Annotated in this window: 22 protein-coding genes and 1 pseudogene; 8 read left to right on the forward strand and 15 right to left on the reverse strand. The window is 54.8% G+C overall.

From position 1 onward, the window contains the following. Positions 1 to 95: 95 nt before the first annotated feature. From D1823_RS02445 to gntH, 3 genes are all read right to left on the reverse strand, one after another. Positions 96 to 1,223, reverse strand: a complete 1,128-nt coding sequence (locus D1823_RS02445; RefSeq protein ID WP_162896739.1) for a HupE/UreJ family protein — start codon at positions 1,221 to 1,223, stop codon at positions 96 to 98. A gap of 148 nt (positions 1,224 to 1,371) precedes the next feature. Further along, positions 1,372 to 3,138, reverse strand: coding sequence for a hypothetical protein (locus D1823_RS02450; protein WP_117868459.1), 1,767 nt, complete (start codon positions 3,136 to 3,138; stop codon positions 1,372 to 1,374). A gap of 54 nt (positions 3,139 to 3,192) precedes the next feature. Continuing rightward, a complete protein-coding gene (gene gntH, locus D1823_RS02455) occupies positions 3,193 to 4,386 on the reverse strand; it encodes a guanitoxin biosynthesis MBL fold metallo-hydrolase GntH (RefSeq protein ID WP_162896740.1) in 1,194 nt (397 codons plus the stop codon). 124 nt (positions 4,387 to 4,510) lie between these two features. Between gntH and D1823_RS02460 the strand changes: the two genes are divergently transcribed. The 3 genes from D1823_RS02460 (at position 4,511) to D1823_RS02470 (ending at position 9,152) form a co-directional block, all read left to right on the forward strand. Next, complete coding sequence (locus tag D1823_RS02460) at positions 4,511 to 5,080, forward strand: TetR/AcrR family transcriptional regulator (protein ID WP_117868461.1); 570 nt, start codon at positions 4,511 to 4,513, stop codon at positions 5,078 to 5,080. Between the two features lie 401 nt (positions 5,081 to 5,481). Then, positions 5,482 to 7,044 (forward strand): GMC family oxidoreductase, encoded by a 1,563-nt coding sequence (locus D1823_RS02465; RefSeq protein ID WP_254683823.1) that lies wholly within the window; start codon positions 5,482 to 5,484, stop codon positions 7,042 to 7,044. A 371-nt stretch (positions 7,045 to 7,415) separates the two neighbouring features. Continuing rightward, complete coding sequence (locus tag D1823_RS02470) at positions 7,416 to 9,152, forward strand: adenylate/guanylate cyclase domain-containing protein (RefSeq protein ID WP_117868463.1); 1,737 nt, start codon at positions 7,416 to 7,418, stop codon at positions 9,150 to 9,152. Between the two features lie 218 nt (positions 9,153 to 9,370). Here the strand turns inward: D1823_RS02470 and D1823_RS02475 are convergent, their stop codons facing one another. After that, positions 9,371 to 10,126: an N-acyl homoserine lactonase family protein gene (locus D1823_RS02475; RefSeq protein WP_117868464.1), complete on the reverse strand. Its 756-nt coding sequence runs from the start codon at positions 10,124 to 10,126 to the stop codon at positions 9,371 to 9,373. Positions 10,127 to 10,382: 256 nt separating this feature from the next. On the opposite strand from D1823_RS02475, the pseudogene D1823_RS02485 reads away from it, so the two are divergent. Beyond that, positions 10,383 to 11,091, forward strand: a pseudogene (locus tag D1823_RS02485) (IS6 family transposase). A gap of 213 nt (positions 11,092 to 11,304) precedes the next feature. Here the strand turns inward: D1823_RS02485 and D1823_RS02490 are convergent. The 8 genes from D1823_RS02490 to D1823_RS02525 are packed head-to-tail and all read right to left on the reverse strand — an operon-like array spanning position 11,305 to position 18,214. Next, positions 11,305 to 12,243, reverse strand: a complete 939-nt coding sequence (locus D1823_RS02490) for an acetamidase/formamidase family protein (protein ID WP_117868465.1) — start codon at positions 12,241 to 12,243, stop codon at positions 11,305 to 11,307. 3 nt (positions 12,244 to 12,246) lie between these two features. Continuing rightward, positions 12,247 to 13,275, reverse strand: a complete 1,029-nt coding sequence (locus tag D1823_RS02495) for a branched-chain amino acid ABC transporter permease (protein ID WP_117868466.1) — start codon at positions 13,273 to 13,275, stop codon at positions 12,247 to 12,249. Next, positions 13,272 to 14,168 (reverse strand): branched-chain amino acid ABC transporter permease, encoded by an 897-nt coding sequence (locus tag D1823_RS02500; RefSeq protein ID WP_117868467.1) that lies wholly within the window; start codon positions 14,166 to 14,168, stop codon positions 13,272 to 13,274. The genes D1823_RS02495 and D1823_RS02500 overlap by 4 nt, the downstream gene beginning before the upstream one ends. Before the next feature lies 1 nt (position 14,169). Next, entirely contained in the window at positions 14,170 to 14,874 is a 705-nt protein-coding gene (locus D1823_RS02505; protein ID WP_117872644.1) for an ABC transporter ATP-binding protein, read from the reverse strand. A gap of 41 nt (positions 14,875 to 14,915) precedes the next feature. Further along, positions 14,916 to 16,070 carry an ABC transporter substrate-binding protein gene (locus D1823_RS02510; protein WP_117868468.1) on the reverse strand — a complete coding sequence of 385 codons (1,155 nt, stop codon included), beginning with the start codon at positions 16,068 to 16,070 and terminating at the stop codon, positions 14,916 to 14,918. A gap of 29 nt (positions 16,071 to 16,099) precedes the next feature. Next, the gene (locus D1823_RS02515; protein WP_117868469.1) at positions 16,100 to 16,810 is read right to left on the reverse strand and encodes an ABC transporter ATP-binding protein; all 711 of its coding nucleotides are present in this window, start codon (positions 16,808 to 16,810) and stop codon (positions 16,100 to 16,102) included. Beyond that, positions 16,803 to 17,444, reverse strand: coding sequence for an isochorismatase family cysteine hydrolase (locus D1823_RS02520; protein ID WP_117868470.1), 642 nt, complete (start codon positions 17,442 to 17,444; stop codon positions 16,803 to 16,805). Before D1823_RS02520 ends, D1823_RS02515 begins: the two co-directional genes overlap by 8 nt. Next, positions 17,441 to 18,214 (reverse strand): N-formylglutamate amidohydrolase, encoded by a 774-nt coding sequence (locus D1823_RS02525; protein ID WP_117868471.1) that lies wholly within the window; start codon positions 18,212 to 18,214, stop codon positions 17,441 to 17,443. The genes D1823_RS02520 and D1823_RS02525 overlap by 4 nt, the downstream gene beginning before the upstream one ends. A 99-nt stretch (positions 18,215 to 18,313) precedes the next feature. Between D1823_RS02525 and D1823_RS02530 the strand changes: the two genes are divergently transcribed. The 3 genes from D1823_RS02530 to D1823_RS02540 all read left to right on the forward strand — a co-directional run bounded on the left by D1823_RS02530 (position 18,314) and on the right by D1823_RS02540 (position 21,363). Continuing rightward, complete coding sequence (locus D1823_RS02530) at positions 18,314 to 19,162, forward strand: MurR/RpiR family transcriptional regulator (RefSeq protein ID WP_117868472.1); 849 nt, start codon at positions 18,314 to 18,316, stop codon at positions 19,160 to 19,162. After that, on the forward strand, positions 19,159 to 20,472 hold the full coding sequence (locus D1823_RS02535) for a glutamine synthetase family protein (RefSeq protein WP_117868473.1): 1,314 nt from the start codon (positions 19,159 to 19,161) through the stop codon (positions 20,470 to 20,472). The genes D1823_RS02530 and D1823_RS02535 overlap by 4 nt, the downstream gene beginning before the upstream one ends. 183 nt (positions 20,473 to 20,655) lie before the next feature. Continuing rightward, complete coding sequence (locus tag D1823_RS02540; protein ID WP_117868474.1) at positions 20,656 to 21,363, forward strand: IS6 family transposase; 708 nt, start codon at positions 20,656 to 20,658, stop codon at positions 21,361 to 21,363. A gap of 431 nt (positions 21,364 to 21,794) precedes the next feature. On the opposite strand, the gene D1823_RS02545 is transcribed toward D1823_RS02540, so the two are convergent. After that, a complete protein-coding gene (locus D1823_RS02545; RefSeq protein WP_162896741.1) occupies positions 21,795 to 22,040 on the reverse strand; it encodes a hypothetical protein in 246 nt (81 codons plus the stop codon). Positions 22,041 to 22,195: 155 nt separating this feature from the next. Here D1823_RS02545 and terL point away from each other — a divergent pair, with 155 nt between their 5' ends. Next, positions 22,196 to 22,738, forward strand: coding sequence for a phage terminase large subunit (gene terL / locus D1823_RS02550; RefSeq protein ID WP_162896742.1), 543 nt, complete (start codon positions 22,196 to 22,198; stop codon positions 22,736 to 22,738). A 532-nt stretch (positions 22,739 to 23,270) separates the two neighbouring features. Here terL and D1823_RS02555 read toward each other — a convergent pair. Then, positions 23,271 to 24,125 (reverse strand): DUF2950 family protein, encoded by an 855-nt coding sequence (locus D1823_RS02555; RefSeq protein ID WP_162896743.1) that lies wholly within the window; start codon positions 24,123 to 24,125, stop codon positions 23,271 to 23,273. A gap of 37 nt (positions 24,126 to 24,162) precedes the next feature. Beyond that, positions 24,163 to 25,506 carry a DUF3300 domain-containing protein gene (locus D1823_RS02560; RefSeq protein ID WP_162896744.1) on the reverse strand — a complete coding sequence of 448 codons (1,344 nt, stop codon included), beginning with the start codon at positions 25,504 to 25,506 and terminating at the stop codon, positions 24,163 to 24,165. Positions 25,507 to 25,580: the final 74 nt, after the last annotated feature.

A 25,580-nucleotide genomic window follows, 5' to 3' on the forward strand; every position in this document is an offset into this window, starting at 1 on the left:
GGGTCAGGAGAGCCCAATCTGTCTTATGCTGCGGAACAGCCGAATGTCCGCTTTTCTCCCAGGCACCCATCATGGCACGCGCCATCGCAATGATCTTAAGCCAGCGTGGAATAAACCTCGGCAACTCGCTGAAAGGTCCAATAGCAGGCGATAGCCGCACATCCACCGGCTAAGCCCACTCGTAGGGACATCCACAAACTGGAGTTCATGCGCCGACACATTATTAAGGCAGGCCAGAGCGCAAGAATAATGGCGACCTGGCCAAGCTCGACGCCAAGATTGAATGCAAGCAGGCTTTGCCAGATGTTTGGGGATGTAACCTGCAAAATCTTGTGCAACACAAAGCTAAACCCAAGCCCGTGCAAGAGGCCAATCAGTGTCGTCAGAAGCACCATCGTGACCTCAGAGCGCGCGCTGTCCTTAAAACTCATAAACGCTGCGACGGCTGCAAATATGATAGAAAGCGCGATTCCGGTTTCGACGGCAGGAACAAACCACGCGCCAGATGGTACAAACCCGAAAAACCCCAGCGACAGCGTTACGCTATGCCCAACGGTAAAACCGGTTGCACGCAGCAATAGCGCCCTGAGTGTCTGCGCTCCAATGACCAAACACACAACAAAAAGAACATGATCCAACCCTTCGAGGATATGCCGTATGCCTTCCCAGACAAAACTCAGGAATCCTCCGTATCCTTCTTGCTGGATCTCCACAGGGTCGGACATCAGACCCCGAGACCGGAAAATCTGCGGTGTGTCAGACGCGTAATCGAGAATGAGGTTCGCCGTTTGGTCCTGATCCGGCAAGCCGGGGTCCAGCACGTTGGCAATGCTGTACGATTGGACCGGGCCGTCAGTGTCGTAGTACAGAACAAGATCAACAATCGTGTCACCGACATAAAGCGGTGGCGTTAAGGCCGTTTCGGTGTCTACTGCCTGTTGAGCCTCGGCCAAAGTTGCAAATCCGGGCTCATTTCCAACGCGATGCAAGCGAACGGCCTCAACTGTTCCTCTTAAGCGGTGGTTGTCGACCAGCAGATGCAATCCACCTTCGGCGAATTGCCCCAAACCGTTCGGGTCGCTCATGATAGCCTGCAAGTCGACAAAATGGACCAACTGACCGTTACTCATTGCGTTGGTCGTGAAAGGCGCAGCATCTGGCAGAGCGTCATCGTCCAGCTCACCGACTTTATCTGCAACCAGATAGGGCATGGGTGTACGCATGTAGACACGCAAACCCTCCTCACTATGCTCTACGTGCGAAATTCGAACGTTGAGATTCAGCAAAAAATGCGCCGAGGCAGATAGCGTCAGTGACAAGAACAAGCTGACAAACAGAGCGACGAAAGCAAAGTTCTTTTTTCTGAAACACTTATGCATTTGGATCACGAGCCTCGATCACAGTTAACCCATCCAGCTTCCATAATCCGGACTCCGGTATGATCTCGGCCAGCGCCCGGAACGTAACGGCGCGTATGTGAGCGTGCCCCCAATGACCGCCTTCAGCTTTCACCGTCCATTTTGCCAGAGCTCTAAATCCACCCGGTTTGAGGGTCCGATCAACACGCTCTAATTTCAGGTCGCTGATATCGGTAATTGTAGCAAGACTGCCTCCTGGCGTACGGATCGCGAGGCCACGTTCTACCTCGGTTGCGATGTCGCCCAGAGACGCTGCCGTTACAATGTGTGCCAGCTCTGACTTTCTTGCTATCGGCGAAGTTTCCAGGGTCACCGTGTTCAAGTTTTCGACCATCGAGCGCAGTATATCTTCCGCAACCTGCTGCTCCGGGGGCTCAAGCTTTTTCCAAGGTAAATCCGGCAAATATCCCGAGCATACGACGGTTGCCGAAGCAGCGGCAATCATGGTTACGCAACTGGCGCGCTTTGCAACTTTACCCCTGCACATCAGGAAGAAACCAAGTGAGACGGCACTGAAAACTCCGAAGATCAAAGCGATTGCCGGGTTCTGCCGTGTCTGCTGCTCAACTGGAATCTGAGTGACAGATGCTTTTTCGTATTGGAGTAAGTGGTTCTGCCAGTGAAACTGAGGGTCCGCCGGTGTCACAGCTCCAAAGAATGGCCCGGCGATATCGTTTGAAATGGTCGCAACGCGGGAAATTTCTTCGTCAAACATATCCCATGTGACTGTCACCTGATCGGGAAGTTCTGCCGATGAGAAAGACAGGATAGCTCCGATAAACGCATTGTTCACGGACACTTGCCTTCCAGGCTCGACAACCTGAAAACCCTGCGATGTCAGCTCCAGGAGTTTTGCTGTAGCGTTCGACGGTTGCACTAATTTGCCATCAATTGACACCGGGTTACGAGAAGCCAGGAAGGACGCCGCCTGGTGTACGATCAAGGCGCTACGCTGTGGCGAAAGTGTTTGACCGACTTCGATAGTTTCACCAATCCAAGGTGCCAGTGCACGCAAGCGGATCAGCGTCTCATGCCGAACTTCACGAGGTTCGATGTAAAGAAAGGTGGATGTACCGTCCTGAGCTTTTCGATTCAGGCTTTCAGCAGAAAAGCGGCTATCCCACGGATCAGGCCAGTGAATCTTTAACTCTGCTGGCTTTGACAAGAAGCTGAAATCCGTGACCGGAACCTCGCGGTCAAAAACCTGCATCCCGATAGTCACCAGTGGTTCGCCATCCCGCGATGGAGGCACTATAGTCAGCTCCTTGGGAACAGAGTTTTGAAACGGAAAGAACACTTCGACGAACAGAATACGCGGATCTTTTGGCGGGCTGGGAACAATTTGACCCGAGAATGGATCGCGTTGACCTGCAAGCGGCGAGGCCCGGTCGATGCGCGTTCGGTATTCTAACTTTCTGATTTCAGCGTGCAGGGCCTGTTTGTCCCTTCCAACAATCGATAGCGCCCGACTTTCGGCTTGGGCAAAACCTTGATTGGACTCTTGTTCAGTTTCCGGCTCACCCCCGACGAAATCTGATGACCATCCTATTGGCAAATTATCCGCAAACAACGGAATATCCTCGACATAAATCTCAAGGTCGACGTAAACCCCATCATCTTTGACATGAAGGACAGCAATATTGGGGGCGACTTCTGATCCGTTAGTCAGAACGACATCCGCCGAAACGGCCTGTGCACCTGAGGCCATCAGGCTCAGCATCAGTAATAGTCGGTACAGATACTGCCAAATCGGAATTTTGTTCACCCCTGAACGTTAATTATCCGGCATCGGCGGTGGCGTGTAACCCTCCCATTTACCCGCGTTGACTTTGTCGGACGGTTCTTTTTCTTTTGAACGCGGGGCATTGATATACTCATCGCTTACCGCAGGCGGCAACACATAGTCATCGACGCTCGCTTCCCGAACAACGATCTGATCCTTGGTTACGTTTATCACCTGTAGATCTCGTGCCAGTGTCAGGGGCCCATCGTAAGTCGAACGGACACCTTCCAGGATTGCCTGATAGTTTTCTGGCGAAAGAACCGAGTGATACCCCAGCGCCATGCGCGGCTCGACGGCGGACATCACTTTGCCAAAGGCTGCGGGTTCGGTGTGAATGCGCGTGGCAACATAGGTGGCCTGTTTCATATCCCAGCCAAAATACGGGGCCAGCGCCGCAGGTGGCAGAAAAGCCTCGTGAGACGCTATGTCCGCCCCTTTGGCATATTCGACATACCATTTGTTTGGGTAAGTATCGCCACCAAAGACGTACTTCAGCCCATTCCATTCCAGTGAGTAGCTCACGGAACCATCAAGGCTGTGGATCGCAGGCCAGGACCGGATCGTGACATCGTTCTCCTGATAGACAATTTCGTTTTCCTGCATGTAGTCGAATTCGGTGACATCAAGCTTTGCTCCATCGTCCGGCAGCGCGCCCGTTCGCGTGGCCAAGTCCCAGGCGTAAGCTTTGGACATGCCATCAACATAGGCTTTGGTGCCCAGTTCATCTTCTGATCCGGACGGGCCGAAGATGCGGAGCGGTGTATATCTGCCCGAAAGCCAACCTCCGACGTGGAGGCCCATGAAGTCTCCAACGTGATCAACATGCAAATGGCTAAAGAAGACCTTGTCGATCTTTGCGAAGTCCGGTCGCAGCGAGAACAGGTTTCCCGTTGCGCCCGTTCCTATGTCAAACAGAAAGACGTCCCCATTCCCAAGTTCCACATAAAACGAAATAGAAACGGCCGCTTTGGTTTGGTTTGGCATCCCCGTACCCAATGCCGTGATACGCATCTCATCCGCGCCAAGGATTTCAGTGTTGGGAAAGTATGACGCGGGATAAACACCGTTTTCAATTGCAGAAGCAGTTCGACCAGTCGGCAGCGCGTTTTGCGCTAAAGCGGTGCCAGCCAACGACAAACCCAAAGCCAATAGTGCGCCAGTCGTGGAATTCATAATGCTTTTCATTGATCCCCCCTTTTCTGCATGGCGTTTCGGAGAGCACGTTGTCGTGAACTCCCAGTTAACCATAGACTTCTCTACGGTACGACCATAGACTGCTCTATGTCAAACAAAGAATGCTGTAATCTGAATGTCAGAAACTGTCACCCGAGCCTCACTCAAAAACGCCACGACCAAAGAAGACTGGATATTGCTGGCCTACAAAGTCCTGAACGAGGGCGGCGTTTCCGCGATAAAGGTCGTGCCAATGGCAAAGCGGCTGAACCTGACAAGCGGTAGCTTTTACTGGCATTTCAAGAACGTCCGTGAGCTTTTGGATGAGGTTCTCAGATATTGGGAGCAGGAACTGACTGACAACGTGATTACAAAGGCCAAAAAATTTGGCGGCCCCCCTGAAGACCGTATCCTTCTTCTTATGAAAAAGGTCATTGAAGAGGACGCCGCCTTGCCGGATCACGCTGTTTCAGTCTGGGCGAATACCGATGAGAAGGTGAAAGAATCGTATCAAAGAACCATCGGCAAACGGTTCCAATTTGCTGCCTGGATGTTTGAACAGGCCGGTTTTTCGAAGGAAGAAGCTAAAGCGCGTGGAAGACTAATGGTCACTTCGCTAATGGGAGACTCTTCGACTGGTCTGAAAACGCAAGGCGATTGGGAAAAAGTTATAGAACGGGAACACGCAATTCTTATTGGAAAATAGAAGAAAAAATCACGTATCGCCCGGAATTGGATGTTTGCTGGAAACGGACCACAAGTTTTCCTAAATGCACCGTAGAAAGGTCGCACCCAAAATATGTGGAAGCCGACGTTCGACCTGAGGCCCTCAAGGTTTGCTTTGTCCGCAGTTTGCTTGCTCGAAAGTGGCGCAGCGAACGGTGATGTTTCCCGAACCAGCCACTCCTGGATCGCGCGGCGAAGGGGTCAGGAGAGCCCAATTTGACTGATGCCGCATCGTTTACAAATGTCGGGTTTTACAAGGAGACCGTTTGGCGCACAGGGGTTGGCAACGGGTTGTAGTGCGCGGTAGTGCCGCCTTCTATCCACGTCGTAGTTGATTTGCTACGTTCAACTGGGATTGTTTGAATGCGTGGCGGAATTCATATGGTGGCCTTTGATTTTGTGATTTGTGGCGCGGGCACCGCAGGGTGCATTCTGGCCAACAGACTTTCCTCCGATCCCGCCAACAGAGTTCTCTTGCTTGAGGCTGGGCAAGAAATGAAAGGTCCGCTCCTGGAAGCGTATGGCGCGTCCGTGGATCAGTGGGACACACCGCTGGATTGGGCGTTTCGTTCAGAACCCCAAGAACATTTCGACAACAGGCGCATCTTGCTAAATCGAGGCAAGGGTCTTGGCGGATCAAGCGGCATAAATTGGGGTATGTATGTGCGCGGCAATCGCGGCGACTACGACCATTGGGCTCAACTCGGAAATACAGGTTGGTCCTATGACGACGTGCTGCCGTTCATGAAAAGATCGGAGGCCAGCAGCATTTTCGACGATGACTTTCATGGCATAGACGGTGACATTTCCATTGAGATGCCGCGCAATATGCACCCGCTTCAAGAGATGTGCTTTGAAGCCTACGAAGATGTCGGTGTTCCACGCAACCCAGACTACAACGGCAAAACGCAGGAAGGATGTTTCTTCTACCAGTTCACAACTAAAAACGGGCGGCGCATCAGCGCAGCCGATGGTTTTTTGGACCCGGTCACGGATCGTCCCAACCTAATGGTTGTCACTGGGGCCTTGCTGACAGGCGTGACGTTTGAAAGCAATCGCGCCACAGGCGTGACTTACTCGAAAGGGCGCGAGGCCACGGTTGTGTCGGCGGGCGAAGTCATTCTTTCGATGGGAACAATTGGCACACCGCAATTGTTGATGCTGTCGGGCGTCGGTCCCGCGAAGCATCTGGAAGAGCATGGCATTCAATGCCTGAGCGATCTTGAGGGCGTCGGCCAAAATTTGCTGGATCATTTCGGCGGGCCGCGAGTATTGTTCACGTTACGCGAACCAGAGAAATTTGGCTTTCCTATCCCAAACGAGGCGGCGAGTTTGCGCGAGTTTGAGGCTACGGGGACGGGCCCGCTCGCCACGACAGGCGTTGATGCCGGAGCCTTTGTTAAGTTGCGAGACAGCGACGAATATCCAAGCGCGCAGTCTGTCTGTTTTGTCTCGAACACCCATATGGATCGAGCGATGGGAACGCCGCCCAGTGTTCGGTTTGGTGGTTACATTTGCAGGACTCTCTCGAAAGGTAGCGTTCGGCTCGCGTCGGCCAGCCCATTTGATCGCCCTTTGGTCGATCCCAACTATTTTTCAGACCCACTCGATGTCGACACCCATGTCGAGTTCATCCGATTCAACCAACGATTAGCCGAGCATCCGGTTTTCGAGAGCGTTAGGGATGCGGTTGCCGGACCCGGATCAGATCGGGATGCCATCATCGCCGCAACACGTGCTGAAGCCAGCACCACCTGGCACCAAACTTCAACCTGCCGAATGGGCATCGATCAGACTGCAGTTGTAGGCCCAGACTTGAAGGTGCGCGGAATCGAAAATCTACGCGTGGTTGATGCATCCGTATTCCCAACAATGCCAAGCGGAAACACCAACGCACCCACGATGATGGTCGCCGAAAAGGGTGCGTCGCTCATAATGAGCTGACGAAAACTAAGTCGCAACGAAGCCACTTGAGACGTTCACGACCAAAAGCAGACGTCTGACTGTTTGAGGTGCACGGCAGCTTCGTCCGCAGATTATGAGTTCGACCATATGCCGTTTTTGCACACGCGGCGAATGGCAGGAATGCGGGCTGCTACCGCAGCATCTTGACCCGTTGGCCAACGGCAGCTTAGGGCCGCAGCATTCCGCTTACACGAGTTGAAGAAAACAGCTGTATTGAGCCCCGAGCATGCCTTCAAAGCGATGCGATATTTGCTGGCTTAGAAGTTACGCTTCAACGGTGCTGAGATTGTGGCGTCCGCTTGTCGCCTGAGACATAGCCTTGAGCTTAACCCTGGGTTAATCTGAGGTTCATGGAAAACAGCAAACCGAAGCGGCGACTTGCCGCCATTTTTGCCGCTGACGTCGTTGGCTTTTCGAACATGATGGGCGAAGACGAAGCAGGTACGCTTGCTCATCTGAAAGATTGCGAGAGAAAGCTGATCCAACCCACCGTCGCCAATTATCTCGGAAGCATCGTCAAGAAGATGGGAGATGGATATCTCGTTGAATTTCCGAGCGTTGTTTCAGCCGTGCAATGCGCGATTGAATGGCAGGACCAAATGGAAGGCCCGCTGGTGTTTCGCATAGGCATCAACTTGGGTGACGTAATTGTCGAGGATGATGACTTGTTTGGTGAAGGGATCAACGTCGCTGCCCGCCTGGAGGCACTTGCGGAACCGGGTGGAATTTGTCTTTCCGAGGATGCATGGCGTCAATCGAAAGGAAAAGTTGAGGCACAGTTTGAGGATCTTGGTGCCAAGCACCTAAAAAATATAGCTGAACCGGTGCGTGTGTATCGCCTGACATCCGGTGTACGCTCTTTCCCCGATGAACTGCAAATGGCAGCACGACGCAACGATTCAAATTCGACCTGGAAGCCTCCCACCGTTCTCCTTTCACCGTTTCGACACCAGGGTGCCAGCATTGACGCAGAAAGCCTGGCCTCAGGGCTGACTGAAACCCTGGGCTCGGCGCTTGCCCATTTTGAGGAGTTCGAACTCATAGATCCCAGTAGTGCGAAGCAGGCCATCGCAAACTCCGGAGCTCTCGAAGCCGGTCGTCGGCTTGGAGCCGAATTCGCGCTAGAAGGCATGGTACAGGTTGCGGTTCAAAAGGCACGCATAAGTGTGCAGCTTGTGAAAGTCTCCAATGGTCAACGGGTTTGGTCCGACACACTCGACCGCAGCCTTGATGATGTCTTTGAGCTTCAGGATGACATCACCGCGTTGGTCGCATCCACAATGAGCGATGCGGTCGGTGAGGAGCAGGCGAAGGCGATTGCCGAGAAACCGGATTCCGAGCTCTCGCTTCATGAGCAGGTTGTGCGCGGTCTTCAGCTCCTTCACCGGGTCAATCCCAAAGACAACGAAGTCGCCAGAGGCCACTTCGAGAACGTATTGCAATCAGATCCCAAGGGGCTTTGGCCCAAGCTCTGCCTTTGCTGGACATATGCCATAGAACTGGCCGGCGGCTGGCCGTCAACGCGAGCAGATGCACTCGAGTTCACCCTCAACGAAATGATCGATCTAATGCGCCGCTATCCGCGTTCTGCTCACATTCACCGGCTTATGAGCCGCCTGCGCTATTTCGAAAGCGATTACGCAAAAGGCGTGGCCCATGCCGAACGGGCCTACGAGTTAAACCCATATCATAGCGACATGATGATCGCACTTGGCCTTGCGCGATTGTGGAATGGTGAGCCGGAACAGGCCTTGGTCCATCTTGAACGTGCATTTGCAACAAATCAGTATGCGCCTGATGTCTTCAAAAATTACTTATCGCTTGCCTATTTCCTACACGATCGCAGTGACGACGCACTCAAGATCCTGGCAAGCAGCGAGGGCGGGCAGACAATCACAAGACTTTACCGGATACTCAACTTGGTAGGATCCGATCAGGTTGAGGAAGCAAAGACAGAGGCACAGTCGTTGCTTGGCGAATACCCAGACTTTCGCCTCGACCGCACACAACTAATAAATTCGTTTCGGCGTGGTGAGGATCGCACGCGTGTCGTTGAAGCCTTGCGGACGGCAGGCCTGCCGGGATGAGCCATTGGGGCCAGGGCCGAAACCATCCTCAGACAATGAAAGGAGATCAAACACCAAACAATCCAGAAACGCCGCTTGCTGCATCAAAACAACGCGGCATAGATTGAAACTACAGCGAGCTTGATCCTCCAAAACCAATCAAACGCTCGTGTTCCAATCATTCGATGACGGACAGGGGAGGAGTGCTCTTCGAAATTGAGGCGGAACCCCTTCCGTGATCAGCGATAGAATTCTGGTGCTTTTTTCAGTTCAGGCCATTGCTCTGGACAATGTCCATAAATCACGAAGGCATCCCGCTGGGATGCCAGACGCATGAGTCGGTCCGCGCTTGCAATCGCGGCCTGCTCATCCCAGGACCCCGCAAACTTCTCGTCGATCTCCGCGGACCGGGAGATTGCATCGCTCGTCAGCAAGAATGCACCCGATGGAAGATCAACCATCATGGCGATCTGACCAGGTGCGTGTCCGGGGGCTGCCAGCACTGTAAGACCAGGTCCGATTTCAACATCGCCTTCAACCTCAAAATAATTCCGGTTGGGCCATTCCAAGGGTTGGACATCGCCCCAATAAAGCGGTCGCCTCAAGGCCCGTTCTGCGGCTGATATCAGGATTGGTGAGGCTGGAAAATCACCCAAGCCACCAACATGGTCGATATGAGTGTGCGTACAAATCTGCAATGTGACGTCTGCAGGCTTGATCCCCAATTTGGCAAGCTGTGCTTCCGGTAAATTATCGGGCCCGCAGATCAAAACCTCACCAAACTCGAACAACCGGTCTTCTTTCACTGCCGCGTCAGTGTCGGTTGCATATTTTGCGGGAAGGCCTGTATCGATCAGGATCAGCTCACCGGCTTCTGTGCGGATCACAAACCCGCAGATACCTATGATCCTGCCATTGGAGTGGACCTTGAAGAGTCCGTAATTCAAAACGGCCAGTTCAGTTGGGCGGCCTTTGACAAATCCCTCTGCTTGCACGCACTCTCTCCCTATCTGGTCACAAGGGTTTATTGTTGGGGATGAAAGTCAAGATACATACGCTTTTTTAGTACTTGCTTGATACTACAGAAACGACCCCTGAAGCGTTCATTGGGTTTTCTTTGTCTGAATCGCCGCGTTTGGGCACCTTCTTGGATGCGCTGGATTCCGATCTTCCGCTGGACTGGAACCAGAAGAGGGTCTTGTCAGAAGAACTTTGCTTGAGCGGGGCAGGGGTGTTGCGTAGCTTTTGCCCATGACCAATCCTGCCTCTTTCAAGTATTTCAAAACCAGCCCTGAGATCATTCGCCTTGCAGTGATGCTGTACATTCGTTTCCCGCTCTCGCTTCGGAATGTCGAAGATCTGTTGCACGAGAGAGGCATCGACGTGAGCCACGAAACTGTCCGATATTGGTGGAACAGGTTTGGCCCAATGTTTGCTGCTGAGATCCGAAGAAAGCGTGTTCAGAAATTGAGAGCATATTCCAAATGGAAGTGGCACGTGGACGAGGTTTTCGTGAAGGTGAATGGCAAGAGACACTACCTCTGGCGGGCCGTCGATCACGAAGGCGAGGTACTGGAAGCCGTTGTCACCAAACGCCGAAACAAAAATTGCAGCGCTGAAATTCCTCAAGAAATTGATGAAGCGCCATGGCTGTGCGGAAGAGATTGTGACGGACCGCTTCGCATCGTATCGGGCCGCTCTCAGAGAGCTTGGTGCTACCGAAAAACACCAGACGGGCAGGTGGCTCAATAACCGCGTCGAGAATTCGCACCTCCCGTTTCGACGACGCGAACGCGCCATGCAACGTTTCAGGCGAATGCGAAGTTTGCAGAAATTCGCATCCGTCCATTCCTCCGTCTACAACCACTTCAACCAGGAAAGATCGCTCGCCAGCCGAGACACCTTCAAACTGACACGCACCGCCGCTCTCGCCGAGTGGCGTCAACTTTGTTCCGGATAGGGTCACGGTTTCCACGGCAAACTGAGACTGGTTCGAATTAGTCTGACAGCACCTTCTATTGGTATCTCCCGATGATCAATCATGTACTCAGCATTTTCGGCACGATCATTGATCAATACAAGCATACACAGGCTTCTATCGAAATCGGTGGTTTCATACATAGCACTGGTTCAGGCATTAACCTGAAGGGGGATACGGCGGTCGCCGCTTTCTTTAGTCCAGCACGGATTTCGGAAAATAGAACGACACGGTCCAGTTCGGCATATCTACGATCTCACTGATCCGCAGGTCTCCGCAGACTGAACACAGCATATAGGATTCAAGCGCGGACATGCCTGTTGTCAATGATATCCAATCAACCATGCCTGAGACTGCATCGCGGGCAGCTTGCATCAAATCCTCGCCGATACCGGTTGTCGCCTTGTACCCGGCGTTATCGAAATGGCGGGTGACGGGGCCGTCGGTCTCGAACCTCGGGAAGGGTAGGTTTTCACCTTTGATCAAGTCGACCTTGATGGCTACGTCCATTGGACTTTCGATGGCGGTGCCGCAAATCTCGCCATCCCCCTGCGCGGCATGGGTATCTCCCAACGACAACATCCCGCCTGCAACCTCAACTGGCAGGTAGAGTGTTGTGCCCACGCAATTGTCGCGGATATCCAGATTGCCCCCAACGCGGCGCGGGGGCACAACAGAATGAAGCCCCGGTTCCGCCAGCGCCAGCCCGATTGTGCCCACAAACGGCTTGAGCGGCACCTTGCCGCCGGGGCCGAACAGGGCAGCGGTCATCGCGACGGGATCATATTTCCAGATGTGCAAGGCGGCATCCGGGAACTGGTCTGTCAATAGGCCGAAGCCGGGGATGTTGGCGGTCCAGCCCCAGCCAGAGGGTTTGAAGTCCAGAAACGAGACGGCGACGGTATCACCGGGCTCGGCTCCTTTGATGTGGATCGGTCCGGTGACCGGGTTAACCGCGTCAAAAGACAAAGCACCCAAATCGGCAAGGGTCGAGGACGGGTTCAGCTGCCCGCCCGAGCTGTCGATGGTCTCGACCTCGACGGTCTCACCGGGATCGACACTCAGCACAGGTTCGATGGAGTTGTCCCAGCCAAAATGGTGACTGTGTTTGTGAATGGTGTGGTTGCAGCCCATGCTTCACTCCTGTTTCTTCAGTACGAGGTCCTCGATTTCGTTGTTACCCATGATCCCACCGGGGCGCAGTGCCATTGTCAGCACAATTACAACTCCAAGGGTGATACCCGACAGGCCCAGCACCTCGGGCAGGTCAACGCCCAGCAGGACCGGGCCGGTTTCCAACCAGCGTACGCATTCCAGACCGAAGGATATCAGAAATGTGCCCAGTACCGCCCCTGTGACCGTCCGCATCCCCCCAAGGATAAGCATGGCGAGGGTCAGGAAGACATGGTTGAAATAGAAAGGTCGCGCGCTGATCGTGCCGAGGAAAAACGCATAGGCAATCCCGGCCACCGCCAAAAGTACCGCCGACAGAACCCAGGCAATCAGACGCAGCCTGCGGATGTTCACGCCCATTGCCGCCGCTCCGACTTCATCATCAGCGCAGGCACGCAGCTGGATGCCCCAGCGACTTTCCCGGAACAGGCGCACAACAAACACCACGATTACTGACAGTATCACGATGGAAGTCAGCGAAAACACCTGTGGAATACCGAAGAACGCCTGATTTCCCTTGAAAATATCTGTGCGGTACAAAAAGACCGAATGCACGATGACCAGAACGGCGAGGGAAAAGATGGTCACACCCGATCCTGTCAGCCGTACCACGAACAACCCCACGATCAGGGCCAGCACCGCCGTGATCACGATAGCCAGAACAGCCGAGCTCACCGGATCCAGCGAAAAGGCGTTCAGCCCCCAGGGCGCATCGGGCAGGGAAATGGCTTTGACCGTCACAGGCGTCACACAGATTGCGGCAACATAGGCACCGATGCCCATGAACGCGCTGTGGCTGAGGTTGGTCAGACGCGCGTTGCCCATGAATACTTGCATCGCCAGTACAACCAGCAGGTTCACAAAAGCGCTGTAAACCAACCGCAACTGATAACGCGAACCGAAATAGGTCACGATCAGGCCAATGACAATCAACGCAGCGGCCAGGATCGCAGCTCCGACAAGTCCGCGTTTCTGACTGGGATTCAGGATCATATCTTGTCCCCTTTCTCGGTGGGGGGGGACAGTATGCCGTTGGGTCTCCAAACAAGAACCAGGGCAATTATGCCAAAGACGAAGGCATCTTTCATGCCGCCATATTCCTGAGGCAATAGTACCAGCATGGCCACCTCGATCGCGCCAAGAAGAAAGCCGCCGAGCACCGCGCCTGGTAGGCTGCCAAAGCCGCCAACCACACAAGCCACAAAAGCCTTGAGCACCGGATTGAATCCCAGATGCGGATCGACCGACCCTCGTCGCGCCATGATAAAGATACATGCCAGCCCAGCCAGAAGACCCGATACCATGAAAGCCACGGCAAATACCCGGTTCGATCTGACGCCGACCATGCGGACCATCTCAAAATCCAGCGAGGCGGCGCGCATTGCCAGACCCAACGTTGTGCGTTTGAGAAACAGCATCAGGCCGATAATCACCAATACCGTCGTCACTGCTTCGAACACCTGAAGCGAGGACACCTGCACGCCCATCAGTTGCACCGGCCAATCCAGAAAATAAAGTGAGGTGACGGCCACGGGCCGGGGCGACACCACCAAAAGAAACACGTTTTGCAGGATGATAGAAACGCCGAAAGCCGTCAGCAAACCCGTCGTTGGGTCCGCATAGCGGACGGGCCTGAACGCTACCCGTTCCAACACCAGCGACATTAGGACCGCCGCGGCAATCGCCCCGCCGATGACGATGAACGGGTTGTTAAGCGCCAGCGCGGCAAAGGCCACCATTGTATAGCCGCCAACCGCTATCACCTCACCGTGGGCGAAATTTACCAATCCCATGATCGAAAAGACAATTGCCAGACCCAAAGCGATCAGCGCGTATTCCGCCCCGAAGGCCAAGGCGTTCATAACCTGCTGGGTCACATATTCCATATCAGGCGATCCCCGTGAGTTCTGTCATTAGCGCGCTGCTTTGGCCCAGTGTCTCTTTAGTACCTTCCGCCACGATTCGCCCGTTGTTCAGAAGATAGGCGTAATCTGACAGGCGTAGCGCCTGTGTTGCGTTCTGTTCCACCAGCAGGATTGTCATGCCTTCGGCCTTCAGCTGATCGATCATCTGGAAGATCTGGCTGACGATTTTCGGGGCCAGCCCGAGGCTGGGTTCGTCCAGTAGCAGGATCTTGGGGCGGGTCATCAGCGCACGGGAGATGGCCAGCATCTGCTGTTCACCGCCGGACAAAGTGCCAGCCAACTGGTCGCGGCGTTCACCCAAGATCGGAAAGGTTTCAAGCCAGCGGGTTATATCGGCCTCCTTGCCATCGCGGTCCGGGCGGGTCGCGCCGCCGAGAACCAGATTTTCCGCGACACTCAGGTTCGAGAAAATCCGCCGCCCCTCGGGGGCCACGGACATGCCTGCCTGTACCCGGGATTCCACCGGCAGGGCCGATATGTCGGCCCCATGGAACGCAATCCGTCCCGACGATCGGGCCACGCCCATCAGCGCCGAAATGGTCGAGGTCTTGCCCGCCCCGTTCGGGCCCAGCAAGGACACGCAGCGCCCTTTGTCCACGGCAAAAGAGATGCCGTGCACGGCCTCTATCGGGCCGTGGGTTACTATCAGGTTTTCTACTTTCAGCATCGGTTCAGGGCCGGGCGCGGGACACGCACCCGGCTGAGTACTCAGTTCCAATCCCGCGGTGTGTTTTCCGGGATTTCATTCGAGATCAGAACCCGCTTGCCATCCTTGAAGCCGATCACCGGGATCGTGCGTTGGGCGTAAGTCTTGGTATCCTTGAACGAAATGCTGTCTACCGTCATAACCGGGATGGAATCGGCATTGCGGATCGTTTCAGCAATGACCGCAGGGTCGGAGCTGCCCGAGGTTTCGACCGCCCAGGCAACGGCTTTCACCGTATCAGCACCGGTAGCCGGGAACAGGCCGGGCACGTCGTGGCCAAGTTCCTTGCAATCAGCCATAAACTTCACCACCGCGCTTTCGTCGTGGCTGGGGGCCAGTGTCGCGAAGAACACCTTGTCCAGAATGGACGGATCATCTGCAGCAACTGCATCCAAAGACGGGTCATCAAACCCATCGGAGCCCACGACCCAGGCATCGATTCCTGCGCTGCGCAGTTGGCGCACCAGAACACCGATATCGGGCATGATCGACGAGATATAGACGGCGTCAATCCCTTCTCCCAGCGCCTTCATATCAGCGATCTGCGGAGACCAATCGGATGTTCCGAAGCTGAAGTTCATCTTGGCAAGAACTTTGCCACCGCCTTCTTCGATCACATCGCCGAACCACAACGGTGTGCGCGCGGACCACGAACCGCCTTCGTCCGAGGTTAGCAAAACGACGTTTTTGACGCCCTGACTCAGCGCATAATTTGCGGCGGCTGTTGCCGTAAATGGATCAGGTGATACGCCGGTAAAAAAGTTGTCGACGATGCCTGCGTGCATCTCGACCTGCGTGGATTGCGGTTGGAAGATCGACACGCCATAAGGCTGGGCGATCTGCGCCACCGGGATCATCGTGTCTGAAAACGGCGTGGTGCCCAGCATCACGACACCTTCGTCCAGAAACTTCTGCGCCAGTGAGATCGCTGCCTGCGTATCGCCTGCAGAATCCTGCACCAGCACTTCGATTTTCTTGCCGCCAGCGCCGCCTTCTGCATTGATCATATCCGCCATACAGCGCGCGCCTAGGTATTCGGAATAAATTGCCAGATCACCGGTCATCGGCACACCCAGCCCGATCTTGATCGTATCCTCTGCTACAGCCGGAAGCGCCAGGCTCATGGCGGTCAGAGTGGTAAGGGTCAACTTCTTCATACTCTCTCTCCTGTTGAAAGCCGCCTGCATCACGCGGCCTGTTCATCGGTTTCGCCAAGATAAGCGTCGATAACCTCTTGGTTCTTGGTTATCTCTTTGGGCGCGCCTTCGGCGATGACGATGCCCATGTTCAAAACGGTGATCCTGTCACACAGCGACATGATGAATTTCAGATCGTGGTCGATGACCAGGATGGCGCAGTCCGTATGGGCCCGAACCCAGGTCAGCGACCGGCCCAGAGCGTCGGTTTCCTGTTCGTTCATTCCTGCGGCGGGCTCATCCAGCATCAAGACGCGCGGATTCAGGGCCAGCGCACGCACAATCTCAAGACGGCGAAGCTGCCCGTAGGCCAGCGAGCCCGCGCTTTGGTTCAATTTGTCCGACAGGCCAAATTCCGTGATTGCCGGTTCCACAATCGCAGCGCCCCTCCCGGAATAGCGGGCCACGTCGATATTCTGGGCGACGCTGAGGCTGGGAAAGATCCGAAGGTTCTGGAAAGTCCGTGCCACCCCCAGCGCAGCGCGTTCATGCGCGCGCAGTCGGTCCAGCGGCTCGCCATCCAGCGACAGGCTGCCCGCTGAATGGGTCAGCAAGCCCGAAATCAGGTTCACCAACGTCGTCTTGCCCGCCCCGTTGGGTCCGATCAGGCCACGCACTTCACCCGAGGCGACGGACATGGACACACCCGCGATCGCGTGGACCCCGCCGAAAGTCTTGGTGATGCCTTTCAGGTCAAGCACGCGACAGCTCCTCGACCAGTTCGGCGGTGGTGACCTGCCGGCAATAGCCTTTGATTGTACGCAGGGAATTTTCATGGCGTTCGGGCGTATAGGTCAGACACGCATCGGCGACCTGCGTCACCAAATAGCCCAGATCGCAAGCATCCCGGATCGCGCTCTCGACGCATTGATCAGTGACAAGGCCTGCCAGAACCACCTGCCGGACGCCCAAATTGCGCAGGATGTAGTCAATATGCGTGGACACAAAGACCGAAGATGAGGATTTGGGCAGTACGATCTCATCCCCCACGGGTGCGATCTGATCGATCACCTTTCCATCCCAACTGCCCTTGGGAACGTGAAAGCCGGTGATCTTGTAATCCAGCGACCGGTCGCGCCCGTCCAGTGTCAGGCTTTCGATATTGGTATACATGACCTCGACCCCGGCATTGCGGCAGGCAGCCTGAATGGCCTGCATGTTGGGGATCACGCGGGTGTTCAGCTGATCAAAAAACCAGCCGTATTTCCGCTGAAACTCGGCCTCTGGCAGGTCCTTGAATTCTGCCCCGTCACGGTGGGCCGAGAAATTCTGCACATCGATGAACACAAGCGCGGACTGCGGCGGGATCAGCGCGACACTACGAGTCAGAGTCATGGCTCGGTCCTCAATACATTGATGAAGGCATCCGCCAGAAGCTGCGCCCAGTCTGCTGCGCCTTGTTTATCGCGGATCAGGTCGTTGCGGATTTCGACCAGAGAATGCGCCAGACCGCGTGGTTCGACAAAATGCGGAATAAACCAGTCGCTGTCACCGTCGATCTGGTAGGGCTGGTTCAGTGCCAACTGCAGGTCAGGACGTCTGTCGAAGATATGATCGATGATTGCCTGCCCCGTTGGCTGGTCTGTGCGTGTCAGGAAACCTGCATGCCAAGGCCTGCCTCCACCTGCAACATTCGGAGTGAAAGAATGGATCGACACGGCCAATCTCCGCGGAACTCGGTCGAGCATGTTTTCGATGGCGGCATTTAACGGCGCCACAATCTCGTTTTGTCGCGCAACCCGCTCGGGTGCGGTCAGGTTCAGATTCGCCGGAATCCGCTCGCCAAAACTGTGCGGCGGGATCGAATCCGGGGCATCCAGGGGCCGATTGCAGTCAATGACCAGTCGGGAATAACGCTGCAAGATCAATGGGGCTTGCAAATGTCCTGCCAGCTGCCGCGCCACTGCTTCGGCTCCAATGTCCCAGCCCCGATGGCTAGACTGCACCTCTTCCGAAACACCGAGATCGCCCAGCTTTTGCGGGATCTCTCGGCCTGCGTGCTCGCATAGCAAAACCACCGGGGCGGCGCTGTCTCGATTCACCCATTCCACCGGGGCGGGATCCCCTGAGACCAGCAGGTTTTCGGTTGCGGCGGAAGTACTCATGCGGCCTACGTTAAAGAACAAATTTTTTCAGAGTCAACAAAAAATAGATTGACTGAAATTTTCCTTCCATGCAATTCCTTCAGAACAGGAGGTATCCGCTTGCTCATTAGGCAACGAATAGAAGCCACGGCAGAAAGCATGACCGCAGGCGAGCGCAAGCTGGCCGCCGCCTTGCTGAGCGACTATCCCTATGCGGGCCTTGTCTCGATCCAGGAACTGGCCCGACGGGCCGAAGTTTCGGCCCCATCGATCTCGCGGTTTGTGATCAAGATCGGATTGGGCGGGTATCAGGAGTTTCAGCGCGCGCTACTTTCCGAACTGAAGGAAGGGGAACGGTCTCCGACCGATCTGCACGGGGAAGGACGTAGCGTGGATGGTGGCTTCCTACGAGATTTTATTGCAAGGGCCTCGTCCCAGATGGCGTTGTCGGCAGAAGGTATTACCGAGGCGCAGTTTCAACGCATCTGTACCCTGCTGAGTCAGCCAAAGAGAGATGTTTACACGCTGGGTGGACGGATTAGTGACACCATTGCCCAGCACCTGTCTTTTCACCTGCGCCAGACCCGCAGCGGCGTTTATCATCTTCCTGCCAACAACGAGGTTTGGCCCGAATACCTGCTGCGGATGAAGTCTGCGGATACCCTGTTTCTTGTTGACTTTCGACGCTATCAACCAGCGCTGGCGCGGTTGGCAGCCACGGCGGCACAGGAACGCGGGGTGCGGGTTGTTCTGATGACGGACAAGTGGCTTTCCCCGATATCCCGCTACGCCGCTGAAATCTTGCCGGTGCCAATCGAAAGCGGCACACTCTGGGACACATATACCGCGGCTCTTGCGGTAATCGAGGCGCTTGTGACCCGCGTCGCCGAAGATAACTGGGAGCAGACCAAGTCACGTATCGAAGCCTGGGATGCCATGCGATCCCACAATCAGGATGCAAATTCATGATGCCCAAGACGCCATTGATCTTCGTCGCCACTTCCGATCTTGCCGGAAAACTGCGGGGTAAGGCCTTTCCAGCCGATCAACTGAACAAACGGCTGCAACGCGGGGTGGGATGGACGCCAACCAATGTTCAGATCAACTGCTTCGACGGGATCGCTGAAAGCCCTTTCGGCGCATTGGGTGACCTGCTGCTGATACCGGACGCGACCGCTGAGGCGAAAGTGGAGTTTGGTGAACATCCTGGGCTGCACTTCCATATGGGCGATATTGTCACTCTGGAGGGTGAGCCGTGGGATTTCTGCACGCGTGGCTTGCTGAAGGTCGCACTGGAGCGGCTGCATAAAGCAAGCGGTGCGCGTCTGCTTGCCGCTTTCGAACACGAGTTTCAATTAAAAAGAGAACCGCCACTGTCCAATGAGGCCTATGGGCATCGTGGGTTCAGCCTGCAGCGCGACCTGTGCGAGACGCTGATCGCGGCGATTTCACAAGTCGGGTTAAAACCGGACTCGATCATGAAAGAATACGGAGCAAACCAATATGAAGTCGTGATCGGCCCGGAATTGGGTGTGCGGGCCGCTGACGCTGCTGTCATGATACGCGAATTGACTTACGCCACCGCTCACGCCCACGGTGAACAGGCTACTTTCACACCTATCCGCAACGTTGAGGGCGTCGGCAACGGGGTGCATATCCATATGAGTTTTGTTGACGATAAGGGCGAGCCGCTGACCTACAGCGCGGATGGATCGTCCGGTATGTCCGAACTTACGAGTGCATTCGCTGCCGGTGTTCTAAAGTATTTAGAGGCGATATTGGCGCTGACTGCACCGTCGGTGATATCATACGCACGCCTTACTCCGCATCGTTGGTCTGCAGCTTTCAACAATCTAGGATTCCGGGATCGTGAGGCGTCATTGCGGATTTGTCCGGTGACGGCCAAAGATCCGGTCTCGGTTGCGCGGCAGTTCAACATCGAATACCGCGCAGCAGACGCGGCTGCTTCGCCACATCTGGCATTGGCGGCGATTGTCATGGCCGGAACGCAAGGGATCGAAGAAGGGTTGTCTGCACCGCTCCCAACCGAAGAGGATCTTTCTCTTTTGAACGCCGCAGAGTTGAAAAAGAGAGGCCTCGTGCGTTTGCCTCAGACTTTGGAAGAATCGTTGGACCTGTTTGTGACCAACCCGGTAGCAACAAGCTGGTTCCCAGACGGGTTTGCGGAAGTCTATCAAGCGCATAAACAGTTCGAGATTGCAAAAACCGCCGACTTGGACACAGATGCATGCTGCTGCTTGTACGAAGAAACATATTAGAGCCAAGAAGCTTGCGCATCAGAGATTGGCCACACACAGACGATTTAGACGTTCGGTGAGTAATCACTGACGTCTAGCCCGAACGTGCTCTGACGACCGTGAAATTAGTTTCCAAATTGCCCAAATGGTCTTGTCAGAAGAACTTTGCTTGAGCGGGTTAGGGGTGTTGCGTAGCTTTTGCCCATGACCAGACCTGCCTCTTTCAAATACTTTAAAACCAGTCCCGAGATCATCCGCCTTGCAGTGATGCTGTACATCCGTTTCCCGCTCTCGCTTCGGAATGTCGAAGATTTGTTGCACGAGCGAGGCATCGACGTGAGCCACGAAACTGTCCGATATTGGTGGAACAGGTTTGGCCCGATGTTTGCTGCTGAGATAAGGCGGAAGCGTGTTCAGCAGCTGCGCGCGTTCTCCAAATGGCAGTGGCACGTTGACGAGGTTTTCGTGAAGGTGAATAGTAAGCGGCATTATCTTTGGCGGGCTGTTGATCACGAAGGTGAAGTGCTTGAGGCCGTTGTCACAAAACGCCGAAACAAAGCTGCAGCACTGAAATTCCTCAAGAAATTGATGAAGCGCCACGGTAAAGCGGAAAACGTCGTCACGGATCGCTTCGCCTCATACAGAGCCGCGCTCAGAGAGCTGGGCGCGCTCAAAAAACAACAGACGGGCAGGTGGCTCAACAACCGCGTTGAGAATTCCCACCTTCCTTTCCGTCGACGCGAACGCGCGATGCAGCGTTTCAGGCGCATGCGAAGTTTACAGAAATTCGCCTCCGTCCATTCCTCCGTCTACAACCACTTCAACCAGGAAAGATCGCTCGCAAGCAGAGATACCTTCAGGCTGACCCGCGCCGCCGCTCTTAGCGAGTGGCGTCAACTTTGTTCCGGATAGGTTCGCAGTTTCCGCGGCAAACTGAGACTGGTTCGAATTCGTCTGACAGCACCGCCACTCATACCTGCCTCACTTCAGCGGTGTTTTCTAACCCGGAATCGTGCCGCAATTCCCGCGAGTTGGCGCATGCGTTTTCAATCAGAGACGGAGCAAACCGTACATTCAGAGGACACTTAACGCCCCAGTCTCAGTGCCGCATATTGGCGGGTTCGCTTTGGGCGGGATTTCCCTGATACCCGGCAGTTTACAGGGAATTTTCGTGAGATGGGCCTGGGACCTAGAGTTTATCCTATCAGAACCGTATGCTTTTCAGAGGTTTATGCTGCAAATTCCCTAAAAGGTGAAACAGGAAATTTTCTTGAGCGAACAGGGAATTGTTCCCACGGATCAGGGGGGCGAACCCTGTATCAGGGAGGCCGGTTCTTGAGGTGTCAAAAGTCGAACGGAAATTCCTGTTCAACCCAATCAAGTGCGAGGGTAACGCTGACCAGTCGCTTGAGTGTGAGTTCGGGCGACTGGGTTCCGAAGCTGAACTGGTCAAGGCGCAGGAGTTCATTGAGGGAACCTTGCTGTCGCGCTTTGACAACCCGGCCGAGGGGCGCGTCGTCATGGTTGCGCAGCGGCTGCACGAGATGGATCCGCCGGGCTACTTGCTCAAACGCGGAACCTATCGGCATCTGAACCTGCCTACCATCGCGCAAGAGCATGAGACGGTTCATCTCGGTCGAGGAAAGGTCATGCGCCGCAAACCGGGTGATCTGCTGTGCCCGTCGCGTCTGGATCAGGACACGTTGGATACCAAGCGTCGCGAAATGGGCGCGGTCGTGTTCAATTGCCAGTATCAGCAGAAAACCCGATTGCACCAGACGGCTCGCCCCTGCGCTGGGAGTGGTTCGGTACTTACGAAACCATCGATGATCCTCGCTGGCTCCAACTGGTTGTTCAAAGCTGGGGTACGGGCATGTCTGCGGATTCCCGGTCCGACTTCTCGGTCTATACGACCTGGGGCTTTCGCGAAAACGCATGGTACCTGCTTGACGTCTGGCGAGGGCAGGTGGACTACACGGACCTGAAGTCCAAGCCATTGAGTCTTGTCAACCGCTGGGATCCCGACCACGTTCTAATCGAAGTTGCGGCAAGCGGAAAACCACTCTTTGACGAGTTGTTCTTTGACGATCGCAGGCGGTACGAACGCATTAAGCCTGACAAAGATAAGGAAACCCGGTTCCAGTCAGCTTGTGCACCGGTGGAGGAGGGCAGGGTGATGTTGCCAATTGATGCGCCCTGGCTGGTGGCATTCAAACGCGAGCTGCAATCCTTTCCACGCGGACGCAACGACGATCAGGTCGACAGCGTCTCTCAATTCCTGAACTAGTCCAAAGGTCTGGGTTTCTATCGGGCCTTTGGTCGCGATCACCAGATCAACATCGAACGACGGGAGCGCAGCCGTGAGCGGGTCAGACGGCGGTAGTTATATGAGCCAGACCAGGGGCGGGGCAGGGTTCGCTTGGGTGACACCTGATGCACCTGCTGCGTCCGTTCTACATCGAAATTGGGAGGTGTCTCTCTGATCAAAGTTTGCCCGGGAACAAGTTGTGCCTAGGTCAGGAGAGGACCGGCCGCTACTAAAGATGTCTCCGGAAGAATGGGCGGAAAACAGACATTAGCTGCGCATTGCGCGAATGTCCGCAATGCGGACAAAGCGGCCATTCAGTCAAACCATTGCGGGCAACTTGGGTCAAATTGAACCATGGGCAATTATTTCATCGATTAATTAGATGTCCCAACTTCGATCCTTCCCGAACCAGTGCCAACTAAGTTGAAAATTGCATTCAATCTACGCCTGCACACCGCAAAAAAGCGGTCAAACCAAAGCCTGGCAACAGTGCGTCACCGCCAATCTAAGTTTACTCGGCTGGGGACCAATTTGGGCCGGGATCATAGGTCGATATCTCAGCAGTTTTTTCAAGCGTATCCGGGCCAAAGTCTGCCTCGAACACGGTGCCGTTTTCACCCACGAGAAAAGAATGGATACCCGTTACTCCGTAATCCGCAGGCACCGCAAGCAAGGCGTGACCTGCGACGAACCGATCGCCGACAAAATAGGAATAGGCACCACCCGGAGCATTTGGCCCTTGCCCCTGCAAAATTGCAAAGTAGTAACCGAGGAAAGGTTCGGGTTCGAAATCAACCGCACCGTCGCTCCAGCCCGAGGCGGCGGCGCGGGCAAGGGCTGCGCCGACAAAACTGTCTTCTTCTGGCCAGAAGAGGCCGTTTCGTGCGCCGGGATCCGATATGATGGTTCGGGCAAATTCCATGACGCCATCGCCATTGTGATCCACAAGACGAAACGCCGCCTGAAGATCTACATAGGCCTCAAGCGTTTCGATTACTTCCAATTCATTCAATCCGATTTCACGGGCCGAAAGCTCCTCTACCCCGGCTTCCAAATCAAACTTCCAACCATTTTCAGCTTGTAGAATTGGGATCGGAAAGGGCCAACTATCTTCGCCAAGCAGAAGAAAAACCCCATTATCCTCGGGCTGAAAGCGGTATCCTTCAGCATACATGCCAAGCACCTCCTGCCTTCTTCGTTGATCTTCCACCGGATCACCTGTTCCGATTAGATCTTCTGCCTCTGGTCCGAAAATCTCGAGCAGCTTGTTCTGATCATCGGCCGTTAACGCTTCTACAAAAGCGTCCAGTGCGGTTTGCGGAGTTTCGAACAGGGCGCCGTCGGAAAACGCAGGTCCAGTAGTCACAGCGAGCACTAAAAAAGAATAAACCGATTTACGCATATTACCGCCTCCCCTTGCCTTTAGCAGCATGTCCCCGTTTGGACGCCTTGTGAGCTTTTCCGCCTGAAGATTTTTTCTTCATAGCCTTACCTTTGGACGCTGCTGGCTTGTGCTGAGCCGTGGCCTTTTTTACTTGAGGTTTCTTGGCTGCTTGCGGTTTCTTTTTGACAGACTTCTTCGCCGCATCCGGCCGTTTCGTCCGGTCGATGGCCTGCTGCTTGGCAGCAGCCTTGTCCAGATCAACGTTACCGCGATTCACCTGCGGCAAGGGCTTGCTCCCACTACCTCGATTGGCCAGAGCACCGCTCGCGATAGCTCCCGCCCCTGCACCGGCTGCAACTGCTGCCGCGCCTCCCCTGCTGATGTCGGCAGCACCGGACTCACGGCTCAGTTTTGCGCGGAGTTCGTCCGTGCGACCCTCGGGGCGGTTGACAGGCAGGTCGCCGCGACCACCTCCCGGCCTTTTGTGATCAGAGATCTTGTCCTGGGCTTCCTTTTTTCGGTCAGGATCGGGGTTCCATCCGATGTTTGTACGGTCGCCAAGATCGATGTCATTGCCAATATTGACGTTGCCGTCGACGTCTATGTCGATATCTGGGTTTCTGTATATCGGGCCACCGCCCCATCCGCCGCAATTCCGGCACCCCCAGTAGCCATACCAGTCGTCGTCATCGTCGAAAATCTCGTCGATCAGCGCCACGGTGCCAAATGTCAGCAACGCCGCGCCGACTACGTCCCTGGTCGACGGGCCCGTATAGACAGTCTCGGGATTATACTGCGGGACGTACACTGTTTCGGTTTGTGTCGGAGTAATTACAACTGCGTCATCATCAGACACCTCGACAGTTTGCTCTGGCCCCGAAACAAGGGCTCCACTGTCAATTGCCTGATCCCGCATTACCTGTACTGCATCCAGCATATCATCGGATTGGGCGAGCATGGCGGTGCCGACTGTCTCAGTCCAATCGATGTGGGTGGCCATTTGACCAACGACTGCGGGGAACGCCGTGGCCAATACACTTACAGATGGATCCCAGCCCATAGCTTCGATTTCCGGCTCGAGCTCTACGGGGTCGCGGTCGGCGTTATCTAACAAATACCGTTCTGCTTTAACAATCTGCAGTGGCTGAGTGGCCGCAACAAGTATCTGTATGAGTAGAGTGTCGGGGAAAAGAGCCACCGGGGCTACCAAAGTTTGCAATTCAGCATCAGATAGAAGGCCGGATGAAGTCTCAGACGTATCTTCCGTTGCAAGAGTATCGGACGCCTCTTGTGCAAACAGGGCGTTAGATGCGCTTAAACTGAGAGCAAAAATTATATATCTAAACATATTGCGATCCTTCAATTTATCGAAGGATCGCCTAAGAGCGTGATTCTGGCAACTGGCATGCCAAATGCAGGATCATTTAGTAAAACACG

The sequence above is a fragment of the Ruegeria sp. AD91A genome (assembly GCF_003443535.1).
Classification (GTDB): domain Bacteria; phylum Pseudomonadota; class Alphaproteobacteria; order Rhodobacterales; family Rhodobacteraceae; genus Ruegeria.